This window comes from Mucilaginibacter agri (genome assembly GCF_009928685.1).
Classification (GTDB): domain Bacteria; phylum Bacteroidota; class Bacteroidia; order Sphingobacteriales; family Sphingobacteriaceae; genus Mucilaginibacter; species Mucilaginibacter agri.
This window is the reverse complement of sequence record NZ_WWEO01000044.1, coordinates 13,882-33,828: the sequence shown is the minus strand read 5'-3', so window position 1 is coordinate 33,828 and position 19,947 is coordinate 13,882. Positions and strand designations below refer to the sequence as shown.

12 protein-coding genes are annotated in these 19,947 nt (G+C 43.0%); 10 read left to right on the top strand and 2 right to left on the bottom strand.

The window, feature by feature from the left end; genetic code table 11:
* Positions 1 to 164 precede the first annotated feature (164 nt).
* The 10 genes from GSY63_RS16610 (at position 165) to GSY63_RS16565 (ending at position 18,821) form a co-directional block, all read left to right on the top strand.
* Positions 165 to 3,362, top strand: coding sequence for a SusC/RagA family TonB-linked outer membrane protein (locus GSY63_RS16610; protein WP_166586961.1), 3,198 nt, complete (start codon positions 165 to 167; stop codon positions 3,360 to 3,362).
* A 20-nt stretch (positions 3,363 to 3,382) separates the two neighbouring features.
* Complete coding sequence (locus GSY63_RS16605; RefSeq protein ID WP_166586960.1) at positions 3,383 to 5,095, top strand: RagB/SusD family nutrient uptake outer membrane protein; 1,713 nt, start codon at positions 3,383 to 3,385, stop codon at positions 5,093 to 5,095.
* Between the two features lie 153 nt (positions 5,096 to 5,248).
* Entirely contained in the window at positions 5,249 to 8,827 is a 3,579-nt protein-coding gene (locus tag GSY63_RS16600; protein WP_166586959.1) for a VCBS repeat-containing protein, read from the top strand.
* A gap of 172 nt (positions 8,828 to 8,999) precedes the next feature.
* Positions 9,000 to 11,171, top strand: a complete 2,172-nt coding sequence (locus GSY63_RS16595; RefSeq protein WP_208094572.1) for a glycoside hydrolase family 3 C-terminal domain-containing protein — start codon at positions 9,000 to 9,002, stop codon at positions 11,169 to 11,171.
* A 15-nt stretch (positions 11,172 to 11,186) separates the two neighbouring features.
* Positions 11,187 to 13,595 (top strand): glycoside hydrolase family 31 protein, encoded by a 2,409-nt coding sequence (locus tag GSY63_RS16590; protein ID WP_166586958.1) that lies wholly within the window; start codon positions 11,187 to 11,189, stop codon positions 13,593 to 13,595.
* 208 nt (positions 13,596 to 13,803) lie between these two features.
* The gene (locus GSY63_RS16585; protein ID WP_166586957.1) at positions 13,804 to 14,274 is read left to right on the top strand and encodes a (2Fe-2S)-binding protein; all 471 of its coding nucleotides are present in this window, start codon (positions 13,804 to 13,806) and stop codon (positions 14,272 to 14,274) included.
* Positions 14,275 to 14,351: 77 nt separating this feature from the next.
* On the top strand, positions 14,352 to 14,903 hold the full coding sequence (locus GSY63_RS16580; RefSeq protein WP_208094571.1) for a hypothetical protein: 552 nt from the start codon (positions 14,352 to 14,354) through the stop codon (positions 14,901 to 14,903).
* A gap of 26 nt (positions 14,904 to 14,929) precedes the next feature.
* Positions 14,930 to 17,086, top strand: coding sequence for a xanthine dehydrogenase family protein molybdopterin-binding subunit (locus tag GSY63_RS16575; protein ID WP_166586955.1), 2,157 nt, complete (start codon positions 14,930 to 14,932; stop codon positions 17,084 to 17,086).
* Between the two features lie 5 nt (positions 17,087 to 17,091).
* Positions 17,092 to 18,237, top strand: a complete 1,146-nt coding sequence (locus GSY63_RS16570) for an XdhC family protein (protein WP_166586954.1) — start codon at positions 17,092 to 17,094, stop codon at positions 18,235 to 18,237.
* Entirely contained in the window at positions 18,234 to 18,821 is a 588-nt protein-coding gene (locus GSY63_RS16565) for a nucleotidyltransferase family protein (protein WP_166586953.1), read from the top strand. Before GSY63_RS16570 ends, GSY63_RS16565 begins: the two co-directional genes overlap by 4 nt.
* 49 nt (positions 18,822 to 18,870) lie before the next feature.
* Here GSY63_RS16565 and GSY63_RS16560 read toward each other — a convergent pair whose 3' ends face one another.
* A complete protein-coding gene (locus GSY63_RS16560; RefSeq protein ID WP_166586952.1) occupies positions 18,871 to 19,119 on the bottom strand; it encodes a hypothetical protein in 249 nt (82 codons plus the stop codon).
* Positions 19,116 to 19,946, bottom strand: a complete 831-nt coding sequence (locus tag GSY63_RS16555; protein ID WP_166586951.1) for a glycoside hydrolase family 19 protein — start codon at positions 19,944 to 19,946, stop codon at positions 19,116 to 19,118. Before GSY63_RS16555 ends, GSY63_RS16560 begins: the two co-directional genes overlap by 4 nt.
* Position 19,947: the final 1 nt, after the last annotated feature.

Genomic DNA, 19,947 nt, shown 5'->3' with positions numbered 1-19,947 from the left:
CCACTTTTTACCCACTTAACATTTGTTGCATAAACGTTAACAATACTGTTACAGGATGATGCGGCTCTCGCATAAATTTATGCTTCAATTATAAACGTGGTTCTTACAGTTAAGGCTGACTGGCCAGGTTTCTAAAAGCCAATTTTTAAACTTTTATAATAATTATGATAAGACAACTACAAATTAAAAATGTTGTGCTTTTATTAGGGGCTCTGTTATTGCTGCTCACAATAACAACACCTGGTTTTGCACAAAACGGAAGGGTTACCGGTAAAGTTACCGATACCGAAAAAGGCTTGCCATTACCAGGCGTAACTGTTAAAGTTGTGGGTAAGGCAGATGCCGCTGTTACCGATGCCAACGGAAATTACTCTGTTAAGGCAGCGCAAGGTGATAAACTTTCTTTTAGCTTTTTGGGCTACACTGCTCAAACAATAGATGTGACCGGCGGAGTTGCTAATGTAAAATTAGCACCAGATGTCAAGTCGCTTTCTGAGGTTGTTGTAGTTGGTTACGGTACTACAAAACGTAAAGATTTAACAGGTTCTGTAAGCTCGGTATCGTCAGCGCAATTAGAGCAAACTCCGGTTACCTCGGTTGATCAGGCTTTACAAGGCCGTGCTGCAGGTGTGCAGGTTACTAATAATGATGGTGCACCTGGTAACAGCGTAAACGTGGTTATCCGTGGTGTGGGTAGTCTTTTTAGTAACGACCCGCTGTATGTTGTTGATGGTTATCCTATAACAGGCGGTCTAAACAATATCAACCCAAGCGACATTGCTTCTATGGACGTGTTGAAAGATGCATCGGCAACAGCAATCTACGGTGTTAGGGCTGCAAACGGCGTGGTTATCATCACTACCAAAAAAGGTAAAAAGGATGGTGTGCAAATTGCATTCGACGCTTACGGATCATTGCAGGCTAAACCTAAAAAATACAAAGTGCTAAACGCCGAGCAATGGGCTACTTTGGCTAACGAAGATCACGCCACGGAAGGTACCTTTACTGAGTTGCCAGAGTGGAGCAACCCTTCTGCATTAACTAATGTTGACTGGCAGGACGAGGTTTACCGTACTGGTTTAAAACAGAACTATAATCTGGCTATCCGCGGTGGTAACGAGAAAGTACAATCAGCAGTTTCTATAGGTTATTACGATCAAAAAGGTATCGTGCTCGATTCTTATTTCAAAAGATTAAACCTTGGTTTGAATTTGGATTATAATGCCACCAAATGGTTGAAGTCTTCATCGAGCGCTAAATATTCTAGACAAGACCAGAACAATCCATTTGGTACTGGTTCTTTACAACAATTAACCGAATTAATTCCAACCATTACCGGTAACAAATTCACTAATCTTGCGAAAGATGGAAATGGTAATTATGGTTTCTACAACCCGGTAAATATTTACACCAAAAGCTGGAATAACCCGCTTTATACCATCGAACAAAATGATTACAAAAACCTAACGAACTATTTCCTGGGAAGTACTTCGTTAGAGGCTACAATTATCGATGGTTTAAAAATCAAGACTAATGCGGGTGTTAACGTTAGCGATTATTCTGGTTATTTCTTTCAACCACAAGATGACCGCTCGAGCGATCAGTACGGTTTGGGTGGTGCTAACCAATTAAGTGTTTATTCGCAATCTGCTAACAACACCTTCGAATGGCTTTGGGAAAATACCATCTCTTACGATAAAACTTTTGGCAAACATGCTATCAGTTTCGTAGGTGGTGTTTCTCAGCAAGAGAATACTTACAGAACAGTAGGAGGTAGCGGTAATAACCTGCCAAGTAACGGTATCAGAGATTTGAGCCAGGTACAAAACTTAACCGCTTTTGGTTATCAGCAAACTTATTCGCTGGCATCGCAATTTGCACGTTTAAGCTACAAATTTGGCGACAAATACCTCATTACAGGTACTGTACGTCGGGATGGTTCGTCTAAATTTGACGAAGGTCACCAATATGGTGTATTCCCATCAGGTGCGGTTGCATGGCGCGCCAAAGAAGAATCCTTCCTGAAGGACGTTAATTGGCTATCCGACTTAAAGTTCAGAGGTAGCTATGGCGAGGTTGGTAACCAGGGTAATATTGGCTTGTTCCAATATGCTGCGCTTTATACTTCTGGCGGTCCGGCTAGTTCGGCTACTAACGTAGGTTATCCTTTTGGTAAAGTATACCAACCGGGTGTTGCACTTACGCAATTAGAGAATCCTAACCTGAAATGGGAAACTGATCAACAAACAGATATCGGTATGGACGTTTCGTTCTTACATGGTGATCTGACTTTTACTGTTGATTACTACAACAAAAAATCGAAAGACTTCTTATTAACACTGCCAACACCAGCGCAAACCGGTTTTGCATTCCAAACCCAAAATGTTGGTAGTATAGAAAACAAGGGTTTCGAGTTTAGTTTAAACTATCGTCACCAAACCAGCAAAGACTTTAACTACGGTGCGGCTTTAAACGTAACAACTGTTAATAACAAACTTTTAAGCATCAACAGAAATACCTCTTTTATTAATAACCTTGTTAACCTTACCGGCTTAAATGCATCGGGTTGGTCAACCTTCAGCCAAACCAATATTGGTCAGCCAGTAGGAGAGTTCTTTGGGTATAAGTCATTAGGTATCTTCCAGTCCCAGGCGCAAATCGCGGCATTAAATGCCAAAGCAGCGGCCGCTAACCCAAGTAACCCTTACTACCAAAATTCTACAACCCAACCGGGCGACAGATATTTTGCCGATACAAATGGCGACGGACAGGTAACAGCTTCTGACAGGACTAGCCTTGGTAGCCCGCTTCCTAAATTTTATGGTGGTTTAAGTTTAGATGCAACCTACAAAATGTTTGATTTTAACCTTTATTTCTACGGTAGCTATGGTAATAAAATATTTAACTATCAGCAACGTATGCTGGAAAGTTTCCAGGCACCAGGTTTTGTTGGTGTTGAAAACGTAGGGTTAGATTATTACCAAAACCACTGGACACCTACCAATCCATCAAACCGTTATGCCCGCGTTACTTACAATGATGATGTGAGTGGTAATAACGTAGCATCGAGCGTATATGTAGAGAACGGCAGTTATCTGCGTTTGAAAAACTTTATAGTTGGTTATACGCTGCCTTCTGCACTTACTAAAAAGGTATCTATATCTAAAGTGAGATTCTATTTCTCAGCACAAAACTTATTCACTATTACCGGTTATAAAGGGCTCGATCCGGAAATTGGTACGCCATCTGGTACAAATCCGCAAACCGGTGCAACCCAAACCAGCGCAACAGCTTCTGGTATAGATTTGGGCAACTATCCAACCACCAAATTTTATACCCTGGGTGTTAACGTGACATTTTAACGAGATTAATAGAGACGACAATGAAAATTAAAAAGATAAATATAATTACCACTGCCATGTTAGCGGCAATGATGATTCCACTGGGTTGTAAGAAAGGATTTTTAGATCAAAAGAGTACTTCCCAGTTTACGGCAGATAGCTATTTCCAGAAAGCTTCTGATGGTATAGCACTTGTTAACGCAATTTACGATACCTATCAGAACGCCGACTTACTAAAGAAATCGATATGGTATTATGCCAACTTCCAAACCCACGACTTTTTTAACTGGGGTGCCGACAGGTTTTATAATAACTACTCGATTCCTGCAGATTTTGCACCTATCGAAGTGTTCTGGTCTCGTGCTTACGTTGGCATAGCCCGCGCAAACTCAGCTATTCCAATTATAGCAGATATGAAAGCCAAAGGTATACTATCATCAGCTTTGGGAGATCGCCTAACAGGTGAGATCTATTTTCTACGCGGTATGACTTATTATTACCTGGCAGCCAGTTTCGGCGGTGTACCACTAGAATTACAAACTGGTGCAAATGCTGGTTTAACTGCCCGCGCAAGTCAGGATGATGTGTTTAAGCAAGTGGTTGCCGACATGACCAAGGCCGCAGGTTTATTAACCTGGAAAGAAGATCTGGCGAGTACTGATGTTGGTCGCGCAACAAAGGGCGCCGCTTATGCCTATGCCGGCGCTGCACAAATGTGGTTGAAAGATTACAAGAGCGCATTGGATAACTTTAATCAATTAAATGGCCGCTATACCTTATTGCCAAACTTTGTTGATGTAAATGAATACAATCACCAAAATAGCGACGAATCTATTTTTGAAGTACAGTTTGAAGTTGCCGGTACTCAAAGCTGGGGCGCTGGTAACGAAGTAGCATGGATATCTGACTTTAGCTGGCCTGAAGAGATCTCCAATTTTGGTTACGATTATGGCAACCCTGGTCTTTATTATTCGTACCAGGCAGGTGATAAACGCAAACTGGCAACAATCATTGGTCCTGGTGATGCTAACGTTAGTCCAGGTATAATAGGCAGGGGCGGTATAGCTAGCTACCCATTGGTAAAAGCTGGTTTCGATGCTAAAGATGCACGTTATATTGGCGACGATGGCAAGATCATCAACACCAACGGAACAATTTCAAAACCTTGGTTAGGGTCTGATAAAGGCCGTACAGGTTTCTATTGTGCTAAAATGTGGCGCGACCCTACGTTGGATGCAAACTCTGGTTCGCAAACCATTTTCGGAGCTCAGAACCAGATTCTAATGCGTTATGCTGAGGTTTTATTGTCAAAAGCAGAGTGCCAGATTCGTTTAGGTGATGTAGCCGGTGGTTTGGCTTCTATCAAAACAGTTAGAGATCGCGCATTTGGTGGCGCAGCGCCTGCTGTTATGCAAGATGGTGCTAACTATGATGGTTCGCCAGCTGCACCGATCACTGATCCTTTGCAAATGGTTTATAGCGAATACAGGCATGAGCTTTCGGGCGAGTATTCTACTTTCTACGATCTTCGCCGCGCTGGTATCGCTGCCGATTTTATTAAAAAGGCTTATGGTACTGCAGATAACAGCACTAACCCTATTGCCAACCCTAATAAGCTCGATCCGAGCAATGACGGTGCGGTGCATGGATTGTATAATACATCATTACCTGCCGGTCGCGATGTTTATCCAATTCCGCAGGTAGAGCGTGGGTTAAATCCTAACTTGTCTCAAAACCCGGCTTACGGCAACTAATACGCATAATTTTTAGTATTTGAGAGTTGATTAATTTAATTGGGAAAGGGCTTTCTTCATTAGAAGAAAGCCTCTTTTTTATTTAAAGAAAATCTGTAGTTTATTAGATATTTCCTAATGGTAACTTGCCACTGTTACCGCCAATTTTTGTTTATGAATAAGTGTTATTTAGTCGCCCTTTTACTGCTTGGTTCTGTACTAACTTCATGTAAAAAACATACGCTGTTTGAGCAGGTTTCTTCTTCGCATTCCGGTGTACATTTTACCAACCGGATAATCGAAACAGATACCATTAATCCCTTAGACGCAGTAAATATTTACAACGGAGGAGGGGTAGGCATAGGCGACTTTAATAACGACGGCCTGCAGGACATCTATTTCTCGGGTAATATGGTTTCAAACAAACTGTACCTCAATAAAGGTGATTTTAAGTTTGATGACATTACAGATGTGGCCGGAGTTTCAGGTATGGGGCGCTGGGGACGTGGCGTAGCCGTTGTCGACATTAACAACGACGGGCTGATGGATATATACGTTTGTAATACTTTGTACACCGATTCTACCAAGCGCATCAATATCTTATACATAAATCAAGGAATTGATAAGGATGGAGTGCCTCATTTTAAAGATATGGCAAAGGCCTACGGGTTGGATATTAACGAGCAGTCAACCATGGCCAGTTTTTTTGATTATGATAACGATGGCGACCTGGATATGTATCTCACCGTAAATAGTGCATCAGCAAGTTATAACCCAAATCTTTTCGGCCCGGCCGAAAGCCGGACGGCTGCACGCAGCCAGGGCAGATTATACCGTAATGATTGGGACGAAAATCTGCATCATCCCGTATTTCATGACGTATCCCAACAAGCGGGTATCACACTCGATGGCTATGGCCATGCTGCAACAACAGTTGACATTAATGGTGATGGTTGGAAAGATATATATGTTTCCAATGATTTTGCCTCAAACAATATTCTATATATCAACAATCACGATGGTACTTTTACCAATCGCTCAAAAGAATACTTTAAGCACACTTCTTACAATGCGATGGGGCAGGATATTGTGGATATTAATAATGATGGCCTGCCCGATGTGGTAGAATTGGATATGAACCCCGAAGATAATTATCGTAAAAAGATGATGCTTGGGGCAAACAGCTATCAAACGTTTCAAAATTTCGATTTTTATGGTTATCAATATCAATATGTTCGTAACACCCTGCAAATTAACCAAGGGCCGCGCTTAGGGCAGCAGAGTGAAATAGGAAGTCCGGTATTTAGCGAGATCGGTTTTTTGAGCGGCATGTCGCAAACCGACTGGAGCTGGACACCTTTGGTGGTCGATTTTAATAACGATAGCTACCGTGATTTGATCGTAACCAATGGTTTCCCGAAAGATGTTTCCGATCACGATTTCATGACTTATAGGTCGCAAGCCTATGCAATTACTTCAAAAAAGAAAGTATTAGATCAAATTCCGGAAGTTAAGCTCCATAATTATGCTTTTCAAAACGGTGGGAACCTGCAATTTCAGGATGTAAGTAAAGATTGGGGGCTAGAATTGCCAACCTTCTCTAACGGTGCGGCCTATGCCGACCTGGACAACGACGGCGCTATGGACATGATCGTTAATAACATAAACGATGAAGCACTGATTTATCGTAACACATCTCGCGATGACAAAAAGGTAGCGGACAATGTACGCTACCTGCAAGTCGCTTTTAAAGGCGATAAGAATAACAAACAAGGACTAGGTGCTCTAGCGGCTATTTATTACGATCACGGCAAGCAACAGGTTTACGAAAATGATCCTTACAGGGGATACCTTTCGAGCGTGCAAATCATGGCACATTTTGGTTTAGGTAAGGTGAAAGAACTTGATTCGTTGGTAGTAAAGTGGCCTGATGGTAAGAAGCAAACCATGTCGCATGTAAAAGCAGATCAGAAGATTGTGGTCGACATTGTGAATGCTAAAGATACTTACCGTTCGGTGCAGCCTAAAGTCGACACTAAATCTCTGTTTAGTGAGGTGAGCGATTCTGTGGGGATTCATTATATCAGTAAAGACGGCAATTTCATTGATTTTAACATCCAGAAGTTGTTGCCTCACAAACTATCTGAATACACCCCAGCACTAGCCTCCGGAGACATTGACGGCAATGGTCTGGACGATATTATTATCGGTGGTGACGCCAATAACCAGGCGCAGATATTTTTTCAGCAAACCAACGGCAAGTTTAAACAGCGCGATCTGCTTCCCAATAAAAAGGCCGACAATAGTGTGTTTACCGACGCAGGTATTCTACTATTTGATGCAGATGGAAATGGTAGTCTCGATTTATATATGGCTAGCGGAGGTTATGATGCGCAGGCGAATAACCCTGGTTATCAGGATAAGTTGTATTTAAATGATGGCAAAGGCAACTTTACACTGGCGCCAGCCGATGCCATACCCGGCAACCTAACTAGCAAACTATGCGTTAGGGCGTGTGATTATAATAAAGACGGTAAACCCGATCTGTTTATATCGGGCCGCGTACAACCATGGAATTATCCTCAACCTGTTTCGAGCTTCATTTTAAGAAATGATACCGAGAACGGGCACGTTAAATTTACCGACGTTACCGCACAGGTTGCACCTGCTTTAAAAAATGCCGGTATGGTTTGCGATGCATTATTTACAGATTTCGACGGTGATGGCTGGCCTGACCTGATTATGGCAGGTGAGTGGATGCCTGTTACTTTTCTGAAAAATGAGCATGGTAAATTTGTAAATGTAACTGCGAAATCGGGCATTGCCGATAAATTAGGTTGGTGGAACTCTCTTGTTGCGGGCGATTTCAGGCATACCGGTCGAGCCGACTACATTGTAGGTAACCTGGGAGAAAATAGCTTATTTAAAGCCAGCGATCAGTATCCGGTTTATATCACGGCTAAAGATTTCGACAAAAACGGCTCGTATGCCGCCATACCATCTATTTATCTCCCCGATCAAAATGGCGACAAAAAGGAATTTCCTGTACCGGGAAGGGATGACATTTTGAAGCAAATGATCAGCCTTAAAAAGAAGTTTGTGAACTATAAATCCTATGCCACTGCTACTATGGATGAGGTGTTATCGCCGGAGCAAAGAAAAGGTGCACTGCGGTTAAAAGCTAATTTGCTTAAATCGTGTTTCTTACGCAATGATGGTAACGGCAAATTTGCACTGATACCGCTGCCCATAGAAGCCCAGGTGTCTGTATTAAATGGTATGGAGACCGGCGATTTTGATGGCGACGGTAATCTGGATGTGGTGATTAATGGTAACGACTACGGAACGGATGTCTCGGTTGGCCGTTACGATGCGCTTAACGGACTGATGCTGAAAGGTGACGGTAAGGGTGGTTTCAAACCGTTATCCATTTTACAGAGTGGTATCTATATTCCGGGTAATGGTAAAGCGCTGGTAAAACTGCGCGATAGAAATGGCAATGTGCTTTTGGCAGCAAGTCAGAATAAGGATTTTCTGAAGGTGTTTAAGTTGAATAACGCTGCCAAAACAATACCAGTTAAGCCAACTGATGTCTATGCCTTAATTACCTATAAAAATGGTAAAACATCAAAACAGGAGTTTGGGTACGGAAGCTCATTCTTATCCCAATCGGCCCGGTTTATGAGGTTAGATGATAGCATGCAGAGTGTTACTGTTTTCGATAATTTGGGTAATAAAAGAATTGTTAAATAGATGTAATTGCCTGTAAATAAGTCATGTAATATCCATTTAACATTTGTTGCATATAATTTAACCTCTGTGATGGGCTGCCACAGGCATAAAACATAGTTTTACTATTGACGATAATGCCATGTTATACCGGTTTTATTGCAATAGTATGCGATGATCCAATTATACCTAAAGAATGTTACGGGGTAAACTAACTGACAATGTAATTAAGCGAGTATGCTGCCTGCTGTTGTTAATGATAGGCGGTGCTGCGCATGCGCAATATCAATACCCGTTTCAAAACCCGGCTTTACCAACCGAAAAGAGGATAACCAATCTACTTTCCTTATTAAATATTGAGGAGAAAATCAACTGCTTAAGTACCAACCCCACGGTACAACGTTTGGGCATCAAAGGCACCGGGCACGTTGAAGGACTGCATGGGCTTTCTATGGGAGTTGTGGGTAATTGGGGAGGCAAAACGCCGGTGCCTACAACTATCTTTCCCCAAAGCATAGGTATGGCCGAAACCTGGAGTGCGGAGTTGTTGGAAAAGGCTGCTGGTATCGAAGCTCAGGAAACACGATACATCTTTCAATCCGAGAAATACCATAAAGGTGGCCTGGTTGTACGCGCACCAAACGCCGATCTCGGCCGCGACCCTCGTTGGGGCCGTACTGAGGAATGCTATGGAGAAGACGCCATGTTTAACGCAACATTGGTGATCAGCTACATTAAGGGTTTACAAGGCAACAACCCTAAGTATTGGGAAACTGCTGCGCTGATGAAGCACTTTTTGGCCAATAGTAATGAAAATAGTCGCGATAGCAGCAATTCCGTATTTGACGATCGCTTGTTACACGAATACTACGGCTACACTTTTTATAAGGGGATAACCCAAGGAGGCTCACGTGCATACATGGCTTCCTACAATAAAGTAAACGGTATACCGCAAGCTGTAAATCCGATACTCAGAAAGGTTACTATCGACCAATGGGGCGAGGATGGAATTATCTGTACCGACGGCGGTGCTTACAGAATGTTGATGACTGCTCACCACTACGCCACAACTCCCGAAGAAACCGCTGCTGCTTGTATCAAAGCAGGTATTAATCAGTTCTTAGATAATTATAGAGCAGGTGTAAAGGGGGCTTTGGATAAGAAGCTGATCACCGAAGCAGAAATAGATCAGAACCTGCGTGGTGTTTTTAGAGTGATGATAAAATTGGGCCAGTTGGACCCGCCGGAAATGGTATCCTACGCAGCCATTAAAGATGGCCCCGAACCCTGGCTAAACGGCGAGCACCGGGATTTCGCCAGATTAATCACCCAAAAATCAATAGTGCTTTTAAAGAATGAAAATAGCTTTCTACCGCTCGATAAAAATAAAGGAGGGACAATTGCTGTTGTGGGCCCGCGCTCGGCAGATGTTTTGCAAGATTGGTATAGCGGTACCCCGCCATACAGCGTAAGCCCATTAGAGGGGATTAAGAATAAAATACAAGGTAAAGCCAATATTGTAAGTACTACCGACAATACTGTAGCTGTGAGCATGGCCAAGGCCGCCGATATTGTAATTGTTTGTGTGGGTAATAATCCATCCGGCAATTTGGGCTGGAAAAAAGTTGATGGCCCTACAGAAGGCCGCGAGGCGGTTGACAGAGAGAGTATTTCGCTTGATTCCTTACAGGAAGATCTCGTTAAAAAACTCTATGCGGTTAACCCTCATATAGTGATGGTATTAGTAAGCAGTTTTCCATACGCTGTTAATTGGGAGCAAGAGCATTTGCCTGTTATATTGCATATTACGCATTGCAGCCAGGAACTGGGTAATGCTTTGGCCGATGTTATTTATGGCGATGTAAATCCCGCCGGCAGGCTGGTGCAAACCTGGCCAAAATCTTTAGACCAACTACCGCCAATGATGGATTATAACATCAGGCATGGTCGTACCTACATGTACTCTAAAAGTGAACCATTATATCCTTTTGGTTACGGCCTAAGCTATACCTCGTTTAAATACGGCAATCTGAAATCGGCGAGCAAATTAAGCGCTAAAGACAGTTTAAGCGTAAGTATTGATATAAGCAATACCGGTACACGTGATGGTGACGAAGTAGTGCAGTTATACGTGAAGCACCAAAAATCGAAAGTAGAGCGGCCTATCAAAGAATTAAAGGCTTTCAAAAGGGTAACTATAAAAACAGGAGAGACGCAGACGGTGCAACTCAAATTTGCCGCAGCTGATTTGGCTTACTGGGATATTCATAAAAATAGATTTGTGGTTGAAAGCGAACCCGTTCAACTGATGGTCGGTAGCTCATCTGCCGATATTAAAGAAACCAAAGTAATAGATGTTAGAAACTAAAATAATAAGAACTCGATGTTAAAAACTTTAAAATTTAATGTGAAGGCATTGTTTACCATGCTCGTTACTACTGTAATGTTGGGGCATTACAACACCGCAACAGCTGCTGTAAAAACATACGCTAAACAGGCCGACGGGGTAAGGTTTACGCTCGACAAGGGCCTTATGAAAATTAAGGTTTGCCAGGCCGACATTGTGCAGGTAAAATATACAGCTTTAAATGCCTTCGCACCATTTAATTCACTGGTGGTTAACAATCCCTTTGCCGGTAAAGTTAACTTTACAGTTACCGAAAAAGGCGGCAATATTATTATAAAAACAGATAAGTTAGTTATTTCGGTTAACCGCAAATCAAACGCCATTACCTATTTAACAACAGCCGGCAAAGTAATATTAGCAGAAACCGAAAAAGGCAATAAAGAAATGGAGGCGCAAACTGTGGCTGGTATAGATACCTATAGTTGCAGCACTTCATTTAATTCGCCGGCGGATGAAGGCTTGTTCGGTTTGGGTTGCCATCCTACCGATTCCCTATCTATCAACTACAAAGGCCGCAATCAGGATATGGCCATTAAATATATGACAGGGGCTATCCCTGTTTTATTATCAACCAAAGGTTATGGGCTGATGTGGGATAATTACGCTGCTTCTAATTTCTACGGTGCCGCAGCTGATAATACCCAGTTTAAATACGTGTCAGAAAGTGGGAAACAGGTTGACTATTTTTTCTTCTACGGGCCAACTTTCGATCATATCATCGACTTATATCGCACCGCTACAGGAAAAGCACCCATGTTCCCAAAATGGTCTTTCGGGTTATTCCAGTCTCAAGACAGGTATTTGAGCCAACAGGAAATTATCGGTGTTAAGAATAACTATCGTAATGCTAACATTCCTGTGGATGTTATCGTGCAGGATTGGTATTACTGGGATCCATTGCCTATCGGCTCACACATTATGAAGCCGGAGCGTTACCCAAGTCCTAAAGCTTTGGTTGATGAGTTGCATAGCGCCAATATCCACGCTATGATCTCTATCTGGCCGGTATTTGGTAAAGGTACCCCTAACTATGATGCACTTAATAAAATGGGTGGCTTAACTAGTATTACCTGGGATAACGTAGTTACTCATACTTTCGACACTTATTACGATGCCCACAACCCCAAAGCCCGTGAACTATATTGGGACCAAGCCCGCGACAGCCTGATTAAACGCTACGGTTGGGACGCCTGGTGGGTTGATCAGTGTGAGCCAGACAATGGTACGCTGTTAGACGAACGCCGCAAAGCCAATTTTTCAGTTGGTAAGGGCATCGACTATTTCAATACCTTCTCATTAGAACATTCTAAAGGGTTATACAAAGGCTGGAGAAGAGATATTCCTAATAAACGTGCTTTCTTCCTCATCAGGCAATCATTTGCAGGCGAGCAGCGTAATGCAGCAACCTTGTGGTCTTCTGATATCTTCTGTTCATTTGAGGCATTTAAAGCACAGGTTCCACAGGGAATTAATGCCTGTGTATCGGGTATCCCTTACTGGACATCAGACATTGGCGGCTATCAATATTACTGGAAAGCACCAGATTGGTCAAAACCCGAGTTTCGTGAATTGTTTACCCGTTGGTTCCAGTTCGGTACTTTTTCACCAATCTTCCGTATCCACGGAAAAGGCGAGCGTGCTATCTTCTCTAATAATTGGGATGAAAAAACACGTGATATCCTGATCAAGTATGATAAATTGAGATATCGCCTGTTACCATACATTTACTCGCTGGCGGGTAAGGTTACTCAGAATAACTACACCATTATGCGCTCACTGGCTTTCGATTTTAGAAATGATCCTAAAGTATATAGCATTCCAGATCAGTATATGTTTGGTCCTGCATTTTTGGTAAACCCAGTTACCGAACAAATGTACACAGGCGCTAATGTGGCGAGTGGCAAGCACACCCGTGAGGTTTATCTGCCTAAAGCAGCTACCTGGTACGATTTCTGGACTGGTAAAAAATACGAAGGTGGCCAAACCATCAACCCGGATGTGCCTATTGAAACGATGCCTTTATATGTTAAAGCCGGATCAATTGTGCCAATGGGGCCAGTGGTGCAGTATGCTACCGAAAAACCATCGAGCGTAATAGAGCTGCGTGTTTATGCTGGAGCAAATGGTCAGTTTCAGGTTTATGAAGATGCAAACGATACTTATGGTTATGAGAAGGGCCAGTTTGCTACCTTCAACATTACCTGGAACGATCAGTTACACCAGTTAAGTATATCACCAGTTAAAGGTAGTTTCCCGGGTATGTTAAAGCAACGTACATTTAACGTAGTGGTGGTTAATGGCACACACGGGTCAGATTCAGTTCCGGCTGATCATTTCGACAAAACATTTAAATACAGCGGTAGCGCGGTAACCGTAAAATTGTAGTATAAATACTATCAGGTTGACAAGAATAGACCTGATAAGTGAATAAAAATAAAAACGCCATGAATAATAAATTCATGGCGTTTTTATTTGAGTGCTTTAGAAAACCATATTAATTTATAATGGGTTTAGATTAGATACAAATAAACCCCATAGGGTGTTATTGGTTATAAATTTTCGATATTTATAGTAATTACAAATCTATAAGCCTATGATTAGCCTTAATGTAAATGGGAAACAGCACCAAATTGATGCTGACCCAAATATGCCGTTGCTATGGGCAATACGAGATATACTCGGCCTTACCGGAACCAAGTATGGTTGCGGCGCCGCACAATGTGGTGCCTGTACTGTCCATATGAATGGTGAAGCCGTGCGCTCTTGCGTTACTAAACTCAATAGGGCAGCAGGGCAACAGATTGTTACCATAGAAGGTCTGTCGGCAAACAATAACCATCCGCTGCAATTAGCCTGGAACGAATTGAATGTGCCACAATGCGGATACTGTCAGTCCGGTCAGTTAATGTCGGCAGCGGTATTACTGCGCGAAAATTTAAATCCAACAGATCAAGATATTGACGATGCTATGTCGGGCAATATTTGCCGTTGTGGCACTTATCAGCGAATTAGAGCTGCTATTCACAAAGCTGCTCACATACAGCAGGAGGCGGCAAAAATATGAGTGCACCTTTATCAAGTATTGCAACTACTAAAAGAGTGGTATTATTTACAATGGTGTCATTTATCACTGTTATAATCATGCAGTCGTTCAAAACCGAAACTTCTTTAAAAAATGATGATACTAAGCCAGTTAAAGATAGTATTGGCTCAGTAAAAGCATTTATGTCGGTATATAAAGTATTGATGAGCCCCCGCTGTATGAATTGTCACCCATCGGGTGAGGCTCCTCTACAGGGCGATGACAGCCACATCCACACCATGAATATTAAGCGGGGCACGGATGGTAAAGGGATGTATGCCGCACGTTGTAGTAACTGCCACCAGAATGAGAATACAGCCGGCCTGCATATGCCACCGGGTAACCCAAAATGGGGTTTGCCACCAGCAAAAATGAAGATGGTTTTTCAGGGTCGAACCCCACACCAATTGGCCTTACAGATACTTGACCCCAAGCAAAACGGTGGACGGACAAAGGCTCAGTTAATTGATCATATGGCAAATGATGAACTGGTTGGATGGGGATGGCATCCCGGCGATGGACGGACCTTGCCACCGATGAGCAGGTCAGCTTTTGTGGCACAGGTTAAATTATGGATAGCTAAAGGCGCTTATGCACCAAGTGCTAACTGAAGTAAAAGGACTTAAAGGATTTCAATATGGAACCTAAAGAAATATCAAGAAGAAACTTTATCCGGGTATCGGGGCTGGCAAGTGCGGCGCTTTGTTTAGGCGTCTATTTTCCGGCCAGCGCAAAGGAAGAAGTGATAGTCTCTAAAGCGGCGGCCGATGCCCGCGGGATTGAAATGAATGCCTGGCTTCAAATTGATACCGACGGTAAAGTAACAATTACTGACCATCGTGCCGAAATGGGGCAAGGGTCATTCCAGTCTGTTCCGCAGATTGTTGCCGAAGAATTGGAAGTCGACCTGAAGGACGTTAACGTTATTTTCGCACAAGGCAACCCCAAAAAATATGGCAGTCAGATAACCGGTGGTAGTTCAACTATACGTGGGTCTTACAAACAGCTGTTGCATCTGAGCGCAACAGCCCGCACGGTACTCATCATGGCTGCTGCCAATAAATGGGCTGTTCCTGTTTCAGAATGTTATGCCGAGTCGGGAAATGTGATCCATAAACCATCCGGAAAAAAGTTTCATTATGGCGAATTGGTTGTTGATGCATCTAAATTAGAAGCGCCTAAAGAAATACAATTAAAAAAGATCTCTGAATATAAACTGATCCGCAAGCCTTTAAACCGTAGAGATACGCCGATAAAAACTAATGGTGAAGCCATATTTGGCCTGGACAAAAGACTTCCGGGAATGCTTTACGCTGTGGTGGAACGTAACCCCAGGATGCGCGGTACCTTAAAAAGCTTTGACAGTACCGCTGCACTGAAGGTACCGGGTGTTAAGAAGGTTTTTAAGGTGCAGATGAAGGTTTATGATACTACCCGCGACGGCGTTGTTATTGTTGCTACATCAACCTGGGCTGCTATGCAGGGCAGAAAAGCATTGCACGTGGTTTGGGACGATAGCGGGTTTGAGCATGTAAACACTATTGATATTGTTAAAAGACAAGAAGAGTTATTGAAGACCAGTGAGGGGATCTCTTTCAAAACTCAAGGTGACCCCGACGGTGTGTTAAAGCAATCATCAAATACTATAGATGTAATTTATCAAACCCCTTATCAGGCGCATAGTGCAATGGAACCGCTTAATTGCATTGCGCATTATCAGCCTGATAAAATTGAGGTTTGGGGGCCTATCCAGGCACCCGATTGGATACAGGGTAATTTAAGTGATGAGTTTAAAATACCTAAGGAAAATGTGGTAGTAAACATGACCTTTTTAGGGGGCGGTTTCGGGAGGAAGGCCTTTTTAGATTACCCTTACGAAGCCACGCTTATATCGAAAGAGATTGGTGCGCCCGTGCAAGTAGTTTGGTCAAGAGAAGACGATACCACGCAGGGACCGTTTCGGCCAGGAATAGCTTATCGCTGCCAGGGTGCTATAGCCAATGGCGAAATCAGTGCAATTAAATTCCGTGTTGCGGGACAAAATCTGGACCACTGGCAAGGTGGAAAGAGAGATAAACCCAATTCGAGTACTGATGAAGGCTTTGTAAAGCCTTATTTCAACAGCATTAAGAATATTAGTTTTTCTGACATCAACTTCGAACTGCCGATACCACCTATGTGGTGGCGGTCTGTTTATGCCTCGACACATGGCTTTGGTTACGAGAGCTTTATGAATGAAATGGCAGCGCTGGCCGGTAAAGATCAGCTTGATTTTCGCAGGGAATATTTAAAGGACGAACGTTGCCAGAAATTGATTGACCGAATGGAAGAGGTTTCGGGGTGGAAATCCCGGAAAAAGAATGAAGGTTACGGTGTAGCCATTACCGAGTGTTTCAATACAACCGTAGGCCAGATCGTAAAAGTATCAAGGCATACAGACGGTAAGGTTAAAATAGATCAGGTTTGGGCTGTGATGGATTGCGGCTGGTATGTAAATCCTGATATCATACGGGCGCAGGTAGAGGGTTCGGTTTTAATGGCTTTGGGTGCCGCTACAATTCACGAGATCACCTTTAAAGATGGTTTGCCCGAGCAAAGGAATTTCTATAATTATTTGATGCCGCGCATGAGCGACATGCCGCCAGTTGAAGTACATATTATGGAAAACACGGCAGATGCAGGCGGTGTTGGAGAACCAGGATTGCCTCCATTTTCGCCAGCTTTAACGGATGCTATATATGACCTGACAGGTAACCGCATCAGGAAACTACCTTTTGATATGAATAAGGTTTAACTGGGATGAAGGAGATTGTTGAAATTGTTGCTGCTTATGACCGAGCTGTGAAGGAAGGTAAAAAAGCCGCGTTGGCAACTGTGGTTTTGGTTGAAGGCTCAGCTTACAGGAGAGCGGGGGCACGGATGCTGATCACAGAAGATGGCCAACTTACTGGTGCTATAAGCGGTGGTTGCCTGGAAGGCGATGCCCTGCGCAAGGCCCGTATGGTTATTTTGCAACAAGAGCCGCTACTGGTTACTTATGATACTATGGACGACGATGATGCCAAACTAGGTGTAGGGTTAGGCTGCAATGGTATTATCCATATCCTGATAGAACCCATTTATGATAGTCTTCAAAATCCGATCAACTATCTAAAGGCAATTGTGAGGAATAAGGGCAATGCAGTTTTGGCCACTCTTTTTTCTGTTGACGATAGAAAGGGGCCTCAGCCCGGCACGTGCTTATGCCTTACATCTGACGCAATTCTACAGAGTTGTGTTTTAAGTGATGCTATTTATAAAGATGCTTTAGTTACTGATGTAGAATGTGCCATAAAAAATGGACAGTCTGAAACATCGACTTATGCTGATGGTACAATTTTTACCGGTTTTGTTGAATATGTAAAACCGATGGTTTCTCTGGTGATCATAGGGGCTGGTAATGATGCCATTCCGCTAACCAAAATTGCCGCTGTTTTAGGCTGGGATATAACGGTGGTAGACGGGCGACCGAATTATGCACTGCAGGAACGCTTCCCATTGGCAAACCGCGTTGTGGTTTCAAAGCCCGGGAACATTTTGTCTCAAATTGAACTAACCGCTTCAACGGCGTTTGTTTTAATGACCCACAACTATAATTATGAGATTGAACTTCTAAAGGAGTTAATGCCGTTAGGCCTAAGTTATATCGGCATATTAGGCCCCAAAAAGAAGTTGGTACGTATGCTGGCAGAAATAGAAGATAATGGGGTTCAAATAACATCGGCACAGTTGGCAAGTATTTACGGCCCGGTTGGATTGGATATTGGTTCGGAGGGTTCCGAAGAGATTGCCTTGTCTATTGTTGCAGAAATAAAAGCCGTGTTGTCCTCCAGAGAGGGTTATTCACTTAAATATAAGCCTACGCCGATTCATGCGGAGCTCGATAAAGCAGTTGCCGGTAAATGACGGCTCTAATTATTTTGGCTGCAGGTAGTTCGAGCAGATTAGGCCAACCTAAACAAAACCTTGTGTTTAAAGATAAAACGCTATTGCAAAGAGCCATTGAAACCGGGCTGGCATCAAAGTGCGGGCCGGTAATAGTGGTTTTGGGAGCCAATGCTGAGCTGATTCAGCCCTCCATTCAATATCCAGGTGTGAGGGTTATGATCAATCAAGACTGGGCAGAGGGCATGGCTTCATCCGTAAAGTTTGCTATAATGGAGGTAGAGAAAAAGAAACAGATCGATAGCGCTATCATCATGCTTTGCGATCAACCTTTTGTTTCTGCCGAACTCCTCGACAATTTGGGGAAAACGCATCTGGATGCAGGCACACCCATAGTGGCGAGTAGCTATCTGAATACAATAGGCGTTCCCGCTTTATTTCACAGATCGTTATTTAGCGAACTAGGTAAACTTACAGGTCACGAAGGCGCTAAAAAGATTATTAAAGCGCATCAGGACCAGATAACATCTATCCCCTTTAACATGGGAGGTGTTGATATCGATACGATAACAGATTATCACCGCTTGATTAACTCAGGCAAATAAAACGGTTATCACCTTTTCTACCCACCGAACAACTTTTTGTTGAATAGTTTTATGAGCCTGCCTCATGAGGTGTGACGTTTTGGTCCACAACCACTAAACCATTTCCCCAGTAAAAAGATCCATGTGTATCTTGGTACCAATTCCCAAGTGCGCCATTGGATATATTTGGATCAGTTACCAGGATGCCGTCAAAAGTGTGGCCTTTTAAAACCTGGCCGGTAATACCATCTGGCTCGGGGAGCTGTTTGGGTATATGGCTACGTACGTTTAATTTATTGGCGGTTACGATAAGCTTCATGATGATTGTTTAAAAGAATCAACGCCTGCCTTGCAGCGGGAAATACGATCGCTTAATCCATTGTAACCACCGTTTATTTTACGGGTCAGTATCTTAAAATGAACCAGGTTATCTCCCTCATCAATTGGAAATTGTAAGTCTATCAAATCTACTGTTTTATTAAGATCATGATTGTTCCAATACCAGCCGGCACTTAAAGTTGCATATTTCAACTGATCTGGTGAGCATAGGGTGGCATTTTTACCACCAAGCATAGTGGGTGCGGTCACAAAATCAACTTGAAAATCTTTGGTAAGCCATTGATAGTTTCCACGCCCGGTAATTTGTATCAGCCCGCGGCCCTTATATTTCACGCCATCGCCCTCATGGGTATTCCCCAGGTCGGTACGGCCCTCATAGCGTTTACCACTGGCTAGCTCTTCTGTATAAAATAGCCCGGCACTTTCATGTCCAATTTGTGCCAGGAAGCATAATTGCCTAACAGGGGTGTTAATAGTAAATTTATCGAAAGTTTCTAAAAGGTAGGGCAAAAATTTAGTGGCCGTACTTAGTTTTGCCCCAGTGGCCATGCTTATTTTATCAGCGCTTAGTTTGGCGTCAGTATTTTCAGTAATAGGCGTAACGGCACCTCCCCAATAAAAAAAGCCATCGGTGTCCTTAAACCATTTACCCAGTGCTGCATTTGGAACATCGGCCGGGTCGGCTTCTTCACCTTCAAAAATAAAGCCCTTAAATACCATCCCGGCAATATTAGCCGGGTTAGGTAGGCTTGCGGGTATTATGCTGCGTTTATTCAGCTTATTTGCTGTAACTATATAACGTGTCATA